This is a genomic window from Stenotrophomonas sp. Nf1 (genome assembly GCF_003028475.1).
Lineage (GTDB): Bacteria > Pseudomonadota > Gammaproteobacteria > Xanthomonadales > Xanthomonadaceae > Stenotrophomonas.
Genome location: NZ_PYTV01000013.1, coordinates 99,487 through 116,100, shown reverse-complemented (window position 1 = coordinate 116,100; position 16,614 = coordinate 99,487). Strand labels below are relative to the sequence as shown.

Below are 16,614 nucleotides of genomic sequence, written 5' to 3'. Positions count from 1 at the left end.
CTGCCAGAGGTGGGGCGGTGTCGGATGGCGGGGTGTCAGCCGCATGGGCCCGAGGCGTGCCTCGGGCGGGTTGGGCAGGACGCCCAACCCCGGTCTTGCCGTGTGCGCAGGACAGCGCACACGAGCAAGCGGCTGCCAAGCCCCCAAGGACGGGTTCACGGCGTCCCCGCCATCCGACACCGCCCCACCAAACCACGGAATGCCGCTGTCGCTGTTGCTGTTGAGGTTGCCGGCCAGCGGCCGGCACTACCGCGGGTGCAGGGCGCAGCCCTGCTGCCCCGCTCAGCGGCGGCGGCGCTTGCGATCCACGTACAGGGTCTTGGCGATGCTCAGCACGATGCCGACCGCGATGCCCACCACACAGCCCAGCAGCAGGTTGTCGGCGCCCAGGCCTACGCCCACGCCGACCACCGTGGCGATGATCATCTCGACGTTGTGGGAAATCGGTTCGGGCTTCGGGGCGGACATGCAGACTCCAGCGTCAGATCGGTACATCGGGAGGGGCCGGTGGCCCGGAAACGACGAAGCCGGGTTGCCCCGGCCTCGTCTGGTGTCACCTGCAGCGGGCCGTCAGTGCGACTCGGCCGGGCCTGCGATGGGCGGCAGCGGACGAGCGTCGCCGCCCTTGTCGTTGCCACCGTCCTTGTTCGACTTGTTCCAGCCGGCCGGCGGCGGCGGATCGCGGCCTTCCATGATGGCGTCGATCTGCGGCGCGTCGATGGTCTCGTACTGCAGCAGCAGCTGCGACATCGCGTGCAGCTTGTCGATGTTGTCGGTCAGCAGCTGCGTGGTGCGGGCGTAGGCCTTGTCGAGGATGTTGCGCACTTCCTCGTCGATGCGGCGCGCGGTGTCGTTGGACACGCTCTTGTGCTGGGTGACCGAGCGGCCCAGGAACACCTCGTCGTCCTCTTCGCCATAGGCGATCGGGCCGAGCTGCTCGGACAGGCCCCACTTGGTGACCATGTTGCGGGCCATCTTGGTGGCGCGCTCGATGTCGTTGGAGGCACCGGTGGTGACCTTGTCCTCACCGAAGATCAGCTCTTCAGCGACGCGGCCGCCGTACAGCGAGCACAGCTGCGACTGGATCGCCACGCGGTTCATCGAGTACTTGTCGCCTTCCGGCAGGTACATGGTCACACCCAGCGCACGGCCGCGCGGAATGATGGTGACCTTGTAGACCGGGTCGTGCTCGGGCACCAGGCGGCCGACGATGGCGTGGCCGGCTTCGTGGTACGCGGTCAGGGTCTTCTCGTCCTCGCTCATGGCCATCGAGCGGCGCTCGGCACCCATCAGGATCTTGTCGCGGGCACGGTCGAAGTGGTCCATGCGGACTTCCTTCTCGTTGCCACGCGCGGCGAACAGGGCCGCCTCGTTGCAGAGGTTGGCCAGGTCGGCACCGGAGAAGCCCGGGGTACCGCGCGCGATCACCATCGGCTCGACGTCGTCGGCCAGCGGCAGCTTGCGCATGTGCACCTTCAGGATGTGCTCGCGGCCCTTCACGTCCGGCAGGCCGACCACGACCTGGCGGTCGAAGCGGCCCGGACGCAGCAGCGCCGGGTCCAGCACGTCCGGACGGTTGGTCGCGGCGATCACGATCACGCCTTCGCCACCCTCGAAACCGTCCATCTCGACCAGCAGCTGGTTCAGGGTCTGCTCGCGCTCGTCATGACCACCGCCCAGGCCGGCACCACGATGGCGACCGACGGCATCGATCTCGTCGATGAAGATGATGCACGGGGCGTGCTTCTTGGCCTGCTCGAACATGTCGCGCACGCGGCTGGCGCCGACGCCGACGAACATTTCCACGAAGTCCGAACCGGAGATCGAGAAGAACGGCACCTTGGCTTCGCCGGCGATGGCCTTGGCCAGCAGCGTCTTGCCGGTACCCGGCGGGCCCACCATCAGCACGCCGCGCGGAATCTTGCCGCCCAGCTTGGTGAACTTGGACGGGTCACGCAGGAAGTCGACCAGTTCGCCCACTTCTTCCTTGGCCTCGTCGCAACCGGCGACGTCGGCAAAGGTGACCTTGATCTGGTCTTCGCCCTGCAGCTTGGCGCGCGACTTGCCGAAGGACATCGCGCCCTTGGCACCGCCGCCACCGCCCTGCATCTGGCGCATGATGAACAGCCAGAAGCCGATGATCAGGATGACCGGCAGGAAATTCATCAGGATCGCGCCGAGGGAAATGCCGCTGGACGGCTCCTCCTGCACGATTTCCACATTCTTGGTGCGCAGCACGTTGATCAGGTCACGATCGAACGGTGCGGTGATGGTGGACGACTGCCCACCGCGGGTGGTGTAGGTCAGCTGGCTGGTGCCGCCGCGCATGTCGCCGCCGAAGGCGACCTTCTGCACGTTGCCGCTGTCCACCTGGTCCAGGAACTGCGAATACGACGCGCCCTGCGCCCCGGCCCCGGAGGTCTTGGGCGAGAAGCTCTGGAAGACCACCATCAGCACGACGGCGACGACCACCCATAGCAGGAGGTTCTTGGTCAAGTCGTTCATCCTCATTGGCTCCGGTGTTCCTCTTAGTGCTGGCGTTGCGTTGGGGTCGAACTTGCGTACGTTGCGAGCTTACTTCATGTGGGCGCGTTTTCCCTGACCCAAGGCATACACCTCGGGAGAGCGCTTGCGCGACGCTTCCGGCTTGCGGATGGAAACCTTGTCGTACCGGCGGCGCATGTCGCGCACGTAGTCGTCAAAGCCTTCGCCCTGGAACAGCTTGATCAGGAATGCCCCACCGGTCTTGAGGTGGTTGTCGGCAAAATCCAGGGCCAGCTCCGCCAGGTGCATCATCCGCGGCTGGTCGACCGCGCCCACACCACTCTTATTGGGGGCCATGTCCGACAGTACAAGGTCTACCGGCTGATCCCCGAGCATGGCTTCAAACTGCGATAGGACGGCTTCTTCCCTGAAGTCACCGTGAAGGAACTCCACGCCGGCCAGCGGCGGCATGTCCAGGATGTCCAGGGCCAGCACGCGGCCGGTATCACCGATCTGTCTCCGCACCTGCTGAGACCATCCGCCCGGGGCCGCGCCGAGGTCGACCACCACCATGTGCGGCTTCAGCAACCGGTCACGTTCGAGCAGCTCTTCGAGCTTGTAGGCGGCGCGCGAGCGCATGCCTTCGGCCTGCGCCTTCTTCACGAAGGGGTCGGAGAAGTGTTCCTTGAGCCAGCGCTGGCTGCTTTTGCTGCGGGTAGCCATTGAAAATAGGGGCGGATGGGGTCCTCATGATACCCTGATCGCCCCATTCAACCGTCTTTTCCTGCATGTCCATCGCCCTGACCGCCTCCCAGACCCGTTTCCTGCGCGGCCAAGCCCACGACCTGAAGGCCCTGCTGCAGACCGGCGGCAAGGGCGTGACCCCGGCCTTCCTCGCTGAGCTGAACGAAGTGCTGGAGCGCCACGAACTGGTCAAGGTGAAGGTCGCTGCCGAGGACCGCGAAGCGCGTGATGTGATGATCGGCGAGATCGTCGACGCCACCGAGAGCGCGCTGGTGCAGCGCATCGGCCACGTCGCCGTGCTGTACCGCCCGAGCAAGGAACAGCGCCAGATCGTGCTGCCGCGCGGCTGATCGCCCTACCGCCATGCAGCTGAACCACGAACCGCCTGATTACGCCTACAGCCTGCGCGCCGCCGACGGCCGCTCGGCGCGGGTCAACGAGCAGGTGCTGGACAGCAGTTTCTTCCTGACCCCTGACCAGCTGGTCGAGCAGTGGCCGGTAGTGCGTTCGGCCGAGCTGCAGCTGGCCGACCTGGAGCCGATCCTGGCGCTGAACCCGGCGTTGATCGTGCTCGGCACCGGTGATCGTCAGGTGTTTCCGCCGGCTGCAGTGATGGCGGCCTGCCTGTCCCGCGGCATCGGTCTGGAAGTGATGAACAACCCCGCCGCCGCGCGCACGTTCAACATTCTCGCCGGCGAAGGCCGCAAGGTCGCGGCCGCCTTCATTCTGGAAGGCTGAGGTGGCGCCGCCGGGCATGGCCCGGCGCTACCCGTGCGTGGCGGTACAACGAAAGGCCGAGAAGTCCTTCAGCCGCCCGATCAGGCTGCCGCCCTGGCCCCAGCGGATATCCATGACCTTCCAGTCCTGGCCCTGCCTCTGCAGCAGGACCCGGTCGGTCCAGCGATAATCGCCTATCGCCATCTCGACGGGCATCCAGGTGGCTTCGCCGCCCGCGCCGGGCAGCCCTACCTTTACCGTTTCCGGCCGATCCGGCGCCATGAGATAGGGGCTCTGGTCCAGCATGTGCGGCTTTTCGTCGGGCGCAGCCAGCGCGGTACAGGCCTGCTCATAGCCGCGCTGCGCATCGATGGCGGCGCGCAGGGCATCGCCCAGCAGCGGCCCGATCAGCGCTTGATCCGGCCCGCTGTTCTGCAGGGCCGCGTAGAAGCGGCTGGCGACGTCATGGGGATTGCTGGCGGCGGTTGCCAGCGCCGGGACGGCAAGCAACGCCAGAACGGGAAGGCGGCGGATCATGCGGCACCACAGGAGATGGGGTCTGCAGCAGGATGCCGCGTTCGCGGTTGACCGGGAAGATTGGGACGCGGCAATCAGGGTCGTAAACGGCCATTGCCGTTCAGCCTGGGCGAACGCCGGGCATGCCCCGGCCACCCCTGGATCACGCGTGGCCTGTAGCGCCCGAGCCCATGCTCGGGCGGCGCCGCATCGCGGCGAAGAGCAGCCGAGCATGGCTCGGCTCTACAGACCCAGGCAATCGCGGCATCTGTAGCGCCGCATCGCGGCGAAGAGCAGCCGAGCATGGCTCGGCTCTACATAGGCAAGCCCAGCGCTACCCGTATCTGCCTGCGTCAGCGCGCCGGCAGATATTGCTGCGGGTCGACCGGCTTGCCGTTGTAACGGATCTCGAAGTGGACCATGTCGCGGTTCGCACCGGTACGGCCCATCTCGGCAATCTGCTCGCCAGCCTTCACGCTCTGGCCTTCGTTCACCAGGCGCTTGCGGTTGTGGCCATAGGCCGACAGCCACTGGTCGCTGTGTTTGATGATGATCAGCTCGCCGTAACCGACCAGTCCGGCGCCGGAATACACCACCACGCCGTTGGCGGTGGCCTTCACCGCCTGGCCGCTGGTGCCGGCAATGTCCACACCCTGCTTGGTCGCATCACCGGCGACATAGCGGCCAACGATCGCGCCATCGGCCGGCCAGCGCCAGGCGATATTGCTCTTCACCGGCCCCGCCGGTGCCGTGACCGGCGCAGTGCTGCCGGCACTGCCGCCCGGACGCGGCGCGGTCACCACGGTGGTCGGCGCGCGGCCGCCGCTGGCACCCGGCGGGTACAGGCGGATCACTTGCCCCGGATGGATGGTCGAGGGATTGTCCAGGCTGTTCCAGGCAATCAGGTCGGCCGGCGTGATGTCGTGGATACGGGCCAGTGCATAGATGGTGTCGCCTTTGCGCACGACCACGGTCTGCCCCGGCTTGGGCACCGAGGTCTTCGGCGTGGTCACGCCACCACTGCTGCTGCCGCCACCCGGTCGGACCACGGTGGCGGTGCCGCAGGCAGCCAGGGTGGAAACCAGCACAGCCAGCGCGCCGATGCGCACTCCCTTGCTCAGACGATCAGGACTCATGCGAACTTCGACCTCCATACAAGCCAGGCAATCAGCACCACCACCAACGCGGTGGCGATCCAGCCCAGTGGTTCAATCCAGCGGCGCAGCGCCGCTTCGGCACGCGCACCGCCGATACGGATGACCGCGGCCAGCACGAACACGCGCTTGCCGCGACCGATCAGCATGCTCAACAGGTACTGCGGCATCGGTACGCCGACGATACCCGATGCCCACGTGAAGACCTTCATCGGGATGGGCATGAAGCCGCCCAGCACCAGGAAGGTGAACACCGCCCACGGCGACTCGGCCATCTTCGCCTGCACGGTGGTGATGCCCTGCTCGATCGCCGGCAGCATGCCCAGCGCCTCGAACAGCGGCTTGATCGCCTCGAAGGCGAAGTGGCCCAGCGCATAGCCGACCACCGCGCCGACCATCGACCCGGCCAGGCTGAGGGTGGCGAACCACCAGCCACGTTTGGGCTGGGCCACGCACATCGGCGCCAGCATCACTTCCGGCATCACCGGAAAGATGATCGCCTCGAAAAAGCTCAATACCGTCAGGTAGGTCGGCGCGCGTTCGTGCGCCGCCCACTTCATCGCCCGCTCGTACAGCGGCCCGAAAATCTTCATGCAACCCCGCTCCGTGGATTAGTCCAGCATGCCAGACAGCAGCGGCACGAAGGTGACCGGCGCCAGCACGCGTTGTTCGATGCTGTCGTCAGCGCGGCGGTCCAGCTGCACCAGCGACTGCCCGCCCGGGCCGCCGACCGGGGCCACCAGACGCCCGCCTTCGGCCAGCTGCTCCACCAGTGCATCCACCAGCGCCGGTGCGGCCGCGGTGACCACGATGGCATCGAACGGACCGTGCTCGGCCCAGCCAACGCGGCCATCGTCATGCTTGGTACGGATGTTCATGCCCAGCGCGCGGAAGCGCTTGCGCGCCTGCCGCAGCAGGTCGCCGATGCGCTCGACCGTATAGACCTCCAGCCCCAGCGCGCCAAGGATGGCCGCCTGGTAGCCGGAGCCGGTGCCGACTTCCAGCACGCGCTTCGGCGCTACCTGCAGCACGGCCTCGGTCATCCTCGCCACCACCCAGGGCTGCGAAATGGTCTGGCCGTGACCGATCGGCAGCGCGGTGTCCTCATAGGCCCGGGACGCCAGTGCCTCGTCGATGAACAGATGTCGCGGCACCACCCGGATCGCATTCAAGGTGGCTTCGTCGACGATGCCGGCCTCGCGCAGGCGATCGACCAGACGGTCACGCACGCGCTGCGAGGTCATGCCGATACCGACAGCTTCCGGCTGCAGGCGCAGGCGCGGGCTCATGCCTGCGGGTCCAGCGCGGCGCTGAGGCCGCCGACCCAGCTGGCCACCTTCTCCAGTGCCTGGTAGCGGGTCAGGTCGACCTGGATCGGCGTGATCGAGATGTGCCCGGTGCGCACGGCGTGGAAGTCGGTACCGGGGCCGGAGTCCTGCTCACGGCCGGCCGGGCCGATCCAGTAGACCTCATTGCCACGCGGATCCTTCTGCGCGATGCAGCCTTCGGCGCGATGGCGGTTGCCCAGGCGAGTGACTTCGAAGCCCTTGACCTCGCTCCACGGCAGGTCCGGCACGTTGACGTTGAGGATGGTGTCAGCGGGCAACGGGTCGGCCTTGAGCCGGGCGACGATCTCCACCGCAGCACGCGCGGCGGTCTCGAAGTGCTTCGGGTCGTGATTGCGGCTGACCAGCGAGACCGCCACCGCCGGCAGGCCGAGGAAGCGGCCTTCCATCGCCGCCGAAACGGTGCCGGAATAGATCACGTCATCGCCAAGGTTGGCGGCGTTGTTGATGCCGGACACGACAATGTCAGGCTCGAATTCAAGCAGGCCGGTCAGCGCCAGGTGCACGCAGTCGGTCGGCGTGCCGGCCACCGAGACGGTGTAGTGGTCGATGCGCTTGAGGCGGATCGGCAGGTCCAGGGTCAGTGAATTACTGGCGCCGGAGCGATCGCGGTCGGGTGCGACCACCGTCACTTCATGGCCGGTCTCGCGCAGCACCGAGGCAAGCATCCGGATGCCTGCGGCGTCGACACCATCGTCATTACTGACCAGGATTCGCATCTTCGATTTAACCGCTTGATTTTCCAAGAATTCGATTCCATCACCGTGCAGTGTGGGCGGGACCGTCGTGCTTCCTGCGGAAGCCGTCGACCCTGCAAGGGCATCGTCTATTGTGCCGCATGCGAGCCGCCGGTCCTACCCTGCCGGCGGTCACGACCGACATCGAACCGTCATAGGCAGACCCGCGCCGGCGGTTTACCCTGTGCGCATGTCGCCCCCTGAAGACGAAGACCCGGCCGCCCTGTTCCGTGCGGCCATCGGCGCAGTGACGCCGCTGCGCAAGGATGCCGAGCCGGCACCGGCGGCGCCCCGGCCGAAGCCGCGCGCGCGCATGGCCGAGCGCGATGAGGCCGAAGCGGCCGGCGAGTTCGCGCGGCTGCTGCGTGACAGTTCGCCGCTGGAGGCGGGCGACGTGGCCAGCTATCGCCGCGACAACCTGCCGCCACGCCTGTTCCAGCGCCTCAAACGTGGCCAGTACTCGGTACAGGACGAACTGGACCTGCATGGCGCCACCGCCGTGCAGGCGGAAGTTCTGTTGCGGCAGTTCCTGCAGGACGCGCATGCACACGAGTACGGCTGCGTGCGCATCATCCACGGCAAGGGTTTGCAGTCCGATGGCGGTGCGCCGGTGCTGAAGAACCTGGTCGACCGCCTGCTGCGGCTGCGCAACGACGTGCTGGCGTTCCATTCGGCGCCGACCGGGCAAGGCGGCACCGGCGCGGTGCTGGTGCTGCTGGCGCGACGTTGAGGCAAACCATCCACGCATGGCGTGGATCTACTGACTCATCCACGCATGGCGTGGATCTACTGACTCATCCACGCATGGCGTGGATCTACTGACTCATCCACGCATGGCGTGGATCTACTGTGGGCGGAGAGATGGTAGATCCACGCCATGCGTGGATGCTTTTCGCCTCCGCCCCCCTTTCTTCTGCTCAGGCCTGCGAGGCGTCTTCGACCGGGCCGAGCTCGTGCAGTACGGCGGTGGCGTAGCAACCCGGCGGCAGTGCGAACGACAGCTCCAGCACGTCGTCGGCCAGCCACTGGTGCTGCAACAGCGCCGGGCGCAGGCGCAACGCGCGGCGCTCCTGCTTCAGGCGCGCGTCTTCCAGGCCAGCCCGCAATGCCTTCGACTCCTCGTCGTCCAGCGCGGCCAGCTCCAGCTCGCGTGCCGCATCGGCGCTGCGCAGTTCGCCCTCGCCCCATAGCGGTGCGCTGGGATGGATGTCGAACCGCGCCAGGCGCTCGGCCAGCACGTCGGTGTACGGCTCGGGGCCGAACACGCTACGGCTGCCGTCGAGCATCCACACCTCGCCGTCCAGTGGCTGATCCCAGTTGCCCTGCTCCACGCGCGCGGCCAGCACGCGGTTGAACAGCGCCGAACGCGCCGCCGACAACAACAGCGAACGCTGATCCTTGCGCATGCGCCGGCCACCGAACATCGCCAGTGCCGCCGGTACGTTGCCGCCGTCGCGGCCAAAGCGCTGCTCGCCGAACCAGTTCGGCAGGCCGCGCCCGGCAATCTGCTGCAGGCGCTCGCTGATCGCAACGGCATCGCCCCGCACCTCGCGCAGCACCAGCTTGAATCGGTTGCCGGCCAATGCGCCGCGCTGCAGCTTGCGGTTGTGCCAGGTGGACTCGATCACCTCGATCTCGTCACTGGCCAGTTCGGCCAGATCCGGCGCGACGCGCTTGGGCAGGTGCACGCTGAAGCGCTGGGTGGTGACCGCGTGGCGGTCTTTCATGCCGGCGTAGCTGACCGCCATTTCCGGCAGACCCGCCCACTTGGCCAGCAGCTTGGCTACGTGCACGGTGTTGGCGCCGCGCTTGCGGATGTGCAGCAGCAGGTGCTCGCCTTCGCCGCTGGCCTCGAAGGCCGGCAGTTCGTCCACCTGGAAATCGTCGGGCGTGGTGCGGATGCGTGCCGTCAGCAACGGCGTACCGAACGCGAGCGGTACCGGGATCATGCCGCCACCAGCAGCACGACGGCCTGTGCGGCGATGCCTTCACCACGGCCGGTGAAACCCAGCTTCTCCGAGGTGGTGGCCTTGACGCTGACCGCATCCAGCGGCAGCTGCAGCAGACCGCCGATGCGCTCGCGCATCGCCAGTGCATGCGGACCGACCTTGGGACGCTCGCAGATCACGGTGATGTCGGTGTTGCCGACACGCCAGCCGCGCTCGCGCAGCAGGCTGTCGCAGTGACGCACGAAGTCGCTGCTGTCGGCGCCCTTCCAGCGGTCGTCGCTCGGCGGGAAATGCTGGCCGATGTCGCCCAGCGCCAGCGCGCCAAGCATCGCATCGCACAGCGCATGCAGGATCACGTCGCCGTCGCTGTGCGCGAGCACGCCGCAGCTGTGCGGGACGTTCACCCCGCCAAGCATGATGTGGTCGCCTTCACCGAAGGCATGGACGTCATAACCCTGGCCGATGCGGACGGGCGGGAACGGTGCGGTGCTCATGGATGCAACCCTTGCAGCAGGGCCGCGCGGGCAATCAGCTGGCGCGGCGGGAAAGTACGAATTCAAACCGGTCCAGATCGGCCGGGGTGGTGACCTTGAAGTTGTCCTCGCTGCCTTCCACCAGCAGCGGGCGCTGGCCCTGGCGCTCCATCGCCATCGCCTCGTCGGTCACTTCGACGCCGGCGGCGGCCGCCTCGGCCAGTGCGCGGCTGAGCTGGTGGCGACGGAACAGCTGCGGCGTCAGTGCGCGCCACAGGCGTTCGCGCGGCTCGGTGGCATCGATGCCACCGTCGTCACCCGCACGCTTGAGCGTGTCGCGCACGGGTGCGGCCAGGATCGCACCGACCGGATCGGCACGCCCCACTTCGAGCAGACGGCCCAGATCGGTCGGCGACAGGTTCGGCCGCGCCGCATCGTGGACCAGCACGAATTCATCGGCCCGCACCGAGTCCGGCAGCGCCTGTAGACCGGCCAGCACCGAGGCGGCACGGGTCGCGCCGCCGGTGCAGGTCAACACCGGTTTGCCGGCCCATTCATTCCAGCCCGGCCAATCGGCATCGTCCTGGCCGATCACCACCATCGCCCCGGCCACGGCCGGGTGCGCGAGCAGCGCATCCAGGGTGTGGGCAAGCAGGATCTGTCCACCCGCCTGCAGGTACTGTTTGGGCAACGGCGCACCAAACCGCGCGCCACGACCGGCGGCCGGAACCACCACCCAGATCGCCGCGCTCATGGCACGTCCGCCGGATGTTCGCCGGCCTGGGCACTGACGCCCGCAGCGGGCTGCGCCGGAGGGACCGGCGCATCCTCGACCACGCGGTAGAACTTCTCGCCGGGCTTGATCATGCCCAGCTCACTGCGTGCGCGTTCCTCGATGGCGGACTGGCCTTCCTTGAGGTCCTTCACTTCCGCAGCCAACGCATCGTTGCGCTGCTGCAGGCCCTCATTGTCCCGCTCCTGGTTGGCGACCTGGGCTTCGAGCATCATCACTTCGCCCGAATTGCCCGGGCCGAACCAGAAGCGATACTGCAGCCAGCCCAGCAGCAGGGCCAGCACCAGCAGCATCCAGCGCCAGTCGCGCATCGGCTCAGCGCTTCAGCGAAACGAACGCGTCACGACCGGCGTAACGCGCGCCGGCGCCGAGGGCTTCCTCGATGCGCAGCAGCTGGTTGTACTTGGCCACGCGATCGCTGCGGCACAGCGAGCCGGTCTTGATCTGGGTGGCGGTGGTGGCCACCGAAATGTCGGCGATGGTGGTGTCTTCGGTTTCGCCCGAACGGTGCGAGACCACGGCGGCGTAGCCGGCACGGTCGGCCATGGCGATCGCTTCCAGGGTTTCGCTCAGGGTGCCGATCTGGTTGACCTTGATCAGGATCGCGTTGGCGGTGCCCGAGTCGATGCCTTCCTGGAAGATCTTCGGGTTGGTCACGAACAGGTCATCGCCGACCAGCTGCACCTTCTTGCCGATGCGATCGGTCAGCAGCTTCCAGCCGGCCCAGTCGTTCTCGGCCAGGCCGTCCTCAATGGTGATGATCGGGTACTGCGCGGCCCAGTCGGCGAGGAAGTCGACGAACTGTTCGGAGGTCAGGCGCTTGTTCTCGCCGACCAGGTTGTACTTGCCATTCTCGAAGAACTCGCTGGAGGCCACGTCCAGGCCCAGCAGCACGTCTTCACCGGCGGTGTAGCCGGCCTTGCCGATCGCTTCGAGGATGGTGTCCAGCGCTTCGACGTTGCTGCGGAAGTCCGGTGCGAAGCCGCCTTCGTCGCCAACGGCCGTGCTCAGGCCGTGGCCCTTCAGCACCGACTTCAGCGAATGGAAGATTTCGGTGCCGGCACGCAGCGCTTCGGAGAACGAGGTGAAGCCCACCGGCAGCACCATGAACTCCTGGAAGTCGACGTTGTTGTCGGCATGCGCACCGCCGTTGATGATGTTCATCATCGGCACCGGCAGCGACGGGGTCACGCCGGTCTTGGCGGCCAGGTACTGCCACAGTGCCTGCTTGTTCGATGCGGCGGCGGCATGCGCGGCAGCCATCGAAACACCCAGCAGCGCGTTGGCGCCCAGGCGGCCCTTGTTCTCGGTGCCGTCCAGGTCGATCAGGCGACGGTCGAGGCCGGCCTGGTCGGTGGCCTCGAAGCCCTTCAGCGCGGCGGCGATGGTGGTGTTGACGTTGTCGACGGCCTTGCGCACGCCCTTGCCCAGGTAACGGGTCTTGTCGCCGTCACGCAGCTCGACCGCTTCCTTGGTGCCGGTCGAGGCGCCGGAGGGAACCGCGGCGCGACCGAACGAACCGTCCTCCAGGATGACTTCGGCTTCCAGCGTGGGGTTGCCACGGCTGTCGAGGATTTCACGGGCGTGGATGCTGCGGATCGTACTCATGGTCGGGCCGGTTACCTGTATGGAGAGGGGGCGACAAAACGAATGCCGCGTGATTATCCCCGGCTGCCCGCCACTTGCCAAATGGCGCGGGCGCCGTCAGGCCAGACTGGCCCCGATCACCATCAGGATCAACGACATCATCACCACCAGCAGGCCACCGGCGATGGCGGCCAACAGGCCGCCGCGGCGGCGACGCCAGGCCATCACCATCGCCACCAGGCTGCCAACGAAGGACAGCACCAGCATGGCCAGTGCAGCCAGAATCCAGTACTGCATGGCCTGCACGCCATGGTTGCCATCACCGGGCGAGCCGAAACTGGCGGCGAAGGCGAATACGGCTGCCACCAGGCCGGCCCAGGAAACAACAGCCAGCACCAGCGCGATCAGGCCCCAGGGCCGATCACGGGTTGCCAGGGTCGCATTCATTCAGAGCAGCCCGTAGAACAGGACACCGAACCAGAGCGAAAGCAGGATGATCGCCAGGCCAGCCATCACCTTGCCGCGATTCAGGCGCCAGGCCAACACAGCGGCAGCGACGCAGCCCACGGCGCCGAGCAGCTCGGCCACCAGCAGCGCAATGAAATACGCGCGCAGATTGAGTCCGCTGCCCCCATCACCCGGTGGCCGCACGGACGCGGCGCCGATCAGCACCAGTCCGAACAGGCCCACGGTGAACAGCACCGCCAGGCCCAGCGCAATCACGCCCCAGGGCCACTGCCTCCAGTGCCGGCGGCGACGCTGGTTTTCCAGCGCCTGCCACGGGTCACGACTCACGCGAAGCGCGAGAAGCCGTGCTTCTTGGTCACCGCGTCGAGTTCCATCAGGGTCTCGAGCAGGGCTTCCATCTGGTCCAGCGGCCACGCATTGGGGCCATCGGACAGCGCCTTGGACGGATCCGGATGGGTCTCGGCGAACAGGCCGGAGATGCCCACCGCCACCGCGGCACGGGCCAGCACCGGCACGTGTTCGCGCTGGCCGCCCGAGCTGGTGCCCTGCCCGCCCGGCAGCTGCACCGAATGGGTGGCATCGAACACCACCGGGCAGCCGGTGTCGCGCATCACTGCCAGCGAACGCATGTCGCTGACCAGGTTGTTGTAGCCGAAGCTGGCACCGCGCTCGCAGACCATGATCTGCTCATTGCCGGTGGCCTTGGCCTTCTCCACCACCGGCTTCATGTCCCACGGCGCCAGGAACTGGCCCTTCTTGATGTTGACCGGCTTGCCGGCCGAGCACACCTTGCGGATGAAGTCGGTCTGGCGGACCAGGAACGCCGGGGTCTGCAGCACGTCCACCACCGAGGCCACTTCGTCCATCGGGGTGTATTCATGGACGTCGGTCAACACCGGCACGCCGATCTGCTTCTTCACTTCGGCCAGGACCTTCAGGCCCTCTTCCATGCCCGGGCCGCGGAAGGCGGTGCCCGAGGTGCGGTTGGCCTTGTCGAAGCTGGACTTGAAGATGAAGTTGACGCCGAGCCTGTCGGTGATCTCCTTCAGCTTGCCGGCGGTATCGAGCTGCAGCTGCATCGACTCGATCACGCAGGGGCCGGCGATCAGGAACAGGGGCTGGTCCAGCCCGACCTCGAATCCACACAGTTTCATGGCGTTTCCTTGTTGTCCGCAGCACCGGCCGGGCCGGTGCGCTGGGGGTTGAAGCATGCAGGATGGGGGCCGGAGCCCCCATTCACAAGTCAGGCGCGCACTTCGGAAAGCAGCTTGCCGCCCGCCTTGCGCTCACGCGCTGCACGGATGAAACCGATGAACAGCGGGTGGCCGTCACGCGGCGTGGACAGGAATTCCGGATGCGCCTGGCAGGCCAGGAACCACGGGTGCGCATCACGCGGCAGTTCCACCACTTCCACCAGGGTGTCGTCCATCGACTTGCCGGCGATCACCAGGCCCGCGTCTTCCAGCTGGGTGCGGTAGCGGTTGTTGAACTCGTAGCGGTGGCGGTGACGCTCGGCAACCACGTCCTTGCCGTACAGCTCGCGGGCCAGCGTGCCCGGCTTCAGACGCTGTTCCTGCAGGCCCAGGCGCATGGTGCCGCCGAGGTCGCTCTTGTCGTCACGCTTCTCGACATCGCCGCTGGCGGTGCGCCACTCGGTGATCAGGCCGATCACCGGGTTCGGCGACTGGCGGTCGTTCTCGGTGCTGTTGGCGCCTTCCAGTCCGACCACGTTGCGTGCGTAATCGACCACCGCCGCCTGCATGCCGTAGCAGATGCCGAAGTACGGCACCTGCTGCTCGCGGGCGAACTTCGAGGTCAGCACCTTGCCTTCGAAACCACGGTCACCGAAGCCGCCCGGCACCAGGATGCCGTCGACATCGGCCAGCGCGGCCATGTCGGTGCCTTCCAGGTCCTGTGCTTCCAGCCACTTCAGGTTGACCTTGGTGCGCTGGCGCAGGCCGCCGTGCTTGAGCGCCTCGCCCACCGACTTGTAGGCGTCCTGGTGGTCGACATACTTGCCGACCACGGCAATGGTCACTTCGTCCAGCGGATGCAGGGTCGCGTCGACTGCGTCCTCCCACATCGACAGGTCGACCGGGCCGGCCTTGTCGGCCAGCTTCAGCTGGTTCACCACGATCTCGTCCAGACCCTGCGCGTGCAGGCCCGACGGGATGCGGTACAGCACGTCCACGTCCGGCACGCTGATCACCGCGCGCTCGGAGACGTTGGTGAACTGGGCGATCTTGCGGCGCTCCGAATCCGGCACGGCCTGCTCCGAGCGGCACAGCAGCACGTCGGGCTGGATGCCGATCGAGCGCAGTTCCTTCACCGAATGCTGGGTCGGCTTGGTCTTCAGCTCACCGGCCGCACCAATGTACGGCACCAGGGTGAGGTGCATGAACAGCGCCTTTTCCGGGCCGCGCTCGGTGCGTACCTGGCGGATCGCCTCCAGGAACGGCAGCGACTCGATGTCGCCGACGGTGCCACCGATCTCGACCAGGGCCACGTCGTAGCCTTCGGTGGCTTCGTCGATGCAGCGGCGGATTTCGTCGGTGATGTGCGGAATGACCTGCACGGTCGCGCCCAGGTAGTCGCCGCGGCGCTCCTTGCGGATCACGTTCTCGTAGATGCGACCGGTGGTGACCGAGTTCTTGCGGCTCAGGCGGGTGCGCACGAAGCGCTCGTAATGGCCCAGGTCGAGGTCGGTCTCGGCGCCGTCGTCGGTGACGTAGACCTCACCGTGCTGGAACGGGCTCATGGTGCCCGGGTCGACGTTGATGTACGGGTCGAGCTTCATCATCGTGACCTTCAGGCCACGGGCTTCGAGAATAGCGGCCAGTGACGCGGCGGCAATGCCTTTGCCGAGCGAGGACACCACGCCGCCGGTTACGAAAATCAAGGGAGTCATGGCTGCAAGCATCCTGTCTGGAAATGGAAAACGGCAGCACCACGCGCGCCCGGTGGGCGGACATGGGGCTTGAAGGGGGTTTTCCGGTTCGCTGGGGCAGCGAGGGAGGTGCTGGGCCGTGCGGCGGCAGGCGCCGGACGGGGACCACCGTGCGAGGTCGGGGCGGCCGTGCCGGTCACATCGACCGTCACCTGCGACCCGCATTGCTGGCGGCCACGCTTGGCCGTGCCAGCCCATTCGCAAAGGGTGGACACGCACTTACTCCCGGAAAGCCATAGTTTACAGATTGATGGCCGCCAACCCAAGGGGCAGTTGCGATCATCAGCCAAAACAAACGCCCCGCTGAGCGGGGCGTCGGGGGGCGAATCCCTTGCGGCAAGGGCTTCAGAGGGCGGAAGCGTTACTTCTTCTTCCTTGCCTCTTCTTCCTCTTCCTGCTGCGGGGCCGGCTGGCCCTGCGCCTTCATTTCGGCATTGGCCTGGGCACGGCGCTTGGCCTTGGCGTCCGCCTCGGCCTGGGCCTTGTCGGCCTGGGCACCCTGCTGCGGAGCCGGCTGGCCGGCGTTCTGCGCCAGCACCAGCGGCACTGCAACGGCGGCAGCGGCCAGGATCGCAATGGTCAGCAACTTCTTCATGAGGTCCTCCTCGCGGTATGGCTTGGACGTTTCGACCCGATGGGGGTCGCCGGCGTTCAGATTCCAGCGGCTGCCATTTTACCCCCTCCCCGCCGCCGAGGCTG

Annotated in this window: 21 protein-coding genes; 3 read left to right on the top strand and 18 right to left on the bottom strand. The window is 67.0% G+C overall.

The genetic code is table 11. The annotated features are described in order from the left end of the window. Positions 1-282: 282 nt before the first annotated feature. The 3 genes from C9412_RS19530 to rlmE form a co-directional block, all read right to left on the bottom strand. A complete protein-coding gene (locus C9412_RS19530) occupies positions 283-468 on the bottom strand; it encodes a hypothetical protein (protein ID WP_107233114.1) in 186 nt (61 codons plus the stop codon). Between the two features lie 102 nt (positions 469-570). Next, a complete protein-coding gene (ftsH, locus tag C9412_RS19525) occupies positions 571-2,505 on the bottom strand; it encodes an ATP-dependent zinc metalloprotease FtsH (protein ID WP_162292081.1) in 1,935 nt (644 codons plus the stop codon). Between the two features lie 69 nt (positions 2,506-2,574). Further along, positions 2,575-3,207, bottom strand: a complete 633-nt coding sequence (gene rlmE, locus C9412_RS19520; protein ID WP_005409014.1) for a 23S rRNA (uridine(2552)-2'-O)-methyltransferase RlmE — start codon at positions 3,205-3,207, stop codon at positions 2,575-2,577. Positions 3,208-3,272: 65 nt separating this feature from the next. On the opposite strand from rlmE, the gene yhbY reads away from it, so the two are divergent. Then, complete coding sequence (gene yhbY / locus C9412_RS19515) at positions 3,273-3,578, top strand: ribosome assembly RNA-binding protein YhbY (protein WP_107233113.1); 306 nt, start codon at positions 3,273-3,275, stop codon at positions 3,576-3,578. A gap of 13 nt (positions 3,579-3,591) precedes the next feature. Beyond that, complete coding sequence (locus C9412_RS19510) at positions 3,592-3,966, top strand: Mth938-like domain-containing protein (RefSeq protein ID WP_107233112.1); 375 nt, start codon at positions 3,592-3,594, stop codon at positions 3,964-3,966. A 27-nt stretch (positions 3,967-3,993) separates the two neighbouring features. Here C9412_RS19510 and C9412_RS19505 read toward each other — a convergent pair whose 3' ends face one another. The 5 genes from C9412_RS19505 to surE form a co-directional block, all read right to left on the bottom strand. Continuing rightward, on the bottom strand, positions 3,994-4,482 hold the full coding sequence (locus C9412_RS19505) for a hypothetical protein (protein ID WP_107233111.1): 489 nt from the start codon (positions 4,480-4,482) through the stop codon (positions 3,994-3,996). A gap of 332 nt (positions 4,483-4,814) precedes the next feature. Further along, positions 4,815-5,597 carry a peptidoglycan DD-metalloendopeptidase family protein gene (locus C9412_RS19500; RefSeq protein ID WP_107233110.1) on the bottom strand — a complete coding sequence of 261 codons (783 nt, stop codon included), beginning with the start codon at positions 5,595-5,597 and terminating at the stop codon, positions 4,815-4,817. Next, the gene (locus C9412_RS19495; protein ID WP_004152860.1) at positions 5,594-6,208 is read right to left on the bottom strand and encodes a YqaA family protein; all 615 of its coding nucleotides are present in this window, start codon (positions 6,206-6,208) and stop codon (positions 5,594-5,596) included. Before C9412_RS19495 ends, C9412_RS19500 begins: the two co-directional genes overlap by 4 nt. Before the next feature lie 18 nt (positions 6,209-6,226). After that, on the bottom strand, positions 6,227-6,904 hold the full coding sequence (locus tag C9412_RS19490) for a protein-L-isoaspartate(D-aspartate) O-methyltransferase (protein WP_107233109.1): 678 nt from the start codon (positions 6,902-6,904) through the stop codon (positions 6,227-6,229). Then, positions 6,901-7,680 (bottom strand): 5'/3'-nucleotidase SurE, encoded by a 780-nt coding sequence (surE, locus tag C9412_RS19485; protein WP_107233108.1) that lies wholly within the window; start codon positions 7,678-7,680, stop codon positions 6,901-6,903. Before surE ends, C9412_RS19490 begins: the two co-directional genes overlap by 4 nt. Before the next feature lie 208 nt (positions 7,681-7,888). Between surE and C9412_RS19480 the strand changes: the two genes are divergently transcribed. Continuing rightward, entirely contained in the window at positions 7,889-8,428 is a 540-nt protein-coding gene (locus C9412_RS19480; protein WP_107233107.1) for a Smr/MutS family protein, read from the top strand. A 187-nt stretch (positions 8,429-8,615) separates the two neighbouring features. Here C9412_RS19480 and truD read toward each other — a convergent pair whose 3' ends face one another. From truD to C9412_RS19430, 10 genes are all read right to left on the bottom strand, one after another. Then, complete coding sequence (gene truD, locus C9412_RS19475) at positions 8,616-9,647, bottom strand: tRNA pseudouridine(13) synthase TruD (RefSeq protein WP_107233106.1); 1,032 nt, start codon at positions 9,645-9,647, stop codon at positions 8,616-8,618. Next, positions 9,644-10,141 carry a 2-C-methyl-D-erythritol 2,4-cyclodiphosphate synthase gene (ispF, locus tag C9412_RS19470; protein WP_005409005.1) on the bottom strand — a complete coding sequence of 166 codons (498 nt, stop codon included), beginning with the start codon at positions 10,139-10,141 and terminating at the stop codon, positions 9,644-9,646. Before ispF ends, truD begins: the two co-directional genes overlap by 4 nt. 34 nt (positions 10,142-10,175) lie before the next feature. Next, a complete protein-coding gene (ispD, locus tag C9412_RS19465; protein WP_107233105.1) occupies positions 10,176-10,874 on the bottom strand; it encodes a 2-C-methyl-D-erythritol 4-phosphate cytidylyltransferase in 699 nt (232 codons plus the stop codon). Beyond that, positions 10,871-11,224, bottom strand: coding sequence for a cell division protein FtsB (ftsB, locus tag C9412_RS19460; RefSeq protein ID WP_107233104.1), 354 nt, complete (start codon positions 11,222-11,224; stop codon positions 10,871-10,873). The genes ispD and ftsB overlap by 4 nt, the downstream gene beginning before the upstream one ends. A gap of 4 nt (positions 11,225-11,228) precedes the next feature. Then, the gene (eno, locus tag C9412_RS19455; RefSeq protein ID WP_107233103.1) at positions 11,229-12,521 is read right to left on the bottom strand and encodes a phosphopyruvate hydratase; all 1,293 of its coding nucleotides are present in this window, start codon (positions 12,519-12,521) and stop codon (positions 11,229-11,231) included. Positions 12,522-12,617: 96 nt separating this feature from the next. After that, entirely contained in the window at positions 12,618-12,947 is a 330-nt protein-coding gene (locus C9412_RS19450) for a hypothetical protein (RefSeq protein ID WP_107233102.1), read from the bottom strand. Continuing rightward, positions 12,948-13,295, bottom strand: coding sequence for a hypothetical protein (locus C9412_RS19445; protein WP_107233101.1), 348 nt, complete (start codon positions 13,293-13,295; stop codon positions 12,948-12,950). Further along, positions 13,292-14,122, bottom strand: coding sequence for a 3-deoxy-8-phosphooctulonate synthase (kdsA, locus tag C9412_RS19440; RefSeq protein WP_006431480.1), 831 nt, complete (start codon positions 14,120-14,122; stop codon positions 13,292-13,294). The genes C9412_RS19445 and kdsA overlap by 4 nt, the downstream gene beginning before the upstream one ends. 89 nt (positions 14,123-14,211) lie before the next feature. Next, positions 14,212-15,876, bottom strand: a complete 1,665-nt coding sequence (locus tag C9412_RS19435; protein WP_057495881.1) for a CTP synthase — start codon at positions 15,874-15,876, stop codon at positions 14,212-14,214. Positions 15,877-16,276: 400 nt separating this feature from the next. Further along, positions 16,277-16,510 (bottom strand): hypothetical protein, encoded by a 234-nt coding sequence (locus tag C9412_RS19430; protein WP_107233100.1) that lies wholly within the window; start codon positions 16,508-16,510, stop codon positions 16,277-16,279. Between the last annotated feature and the right edge of the window lie 104 nt (positions 16,511-16,614).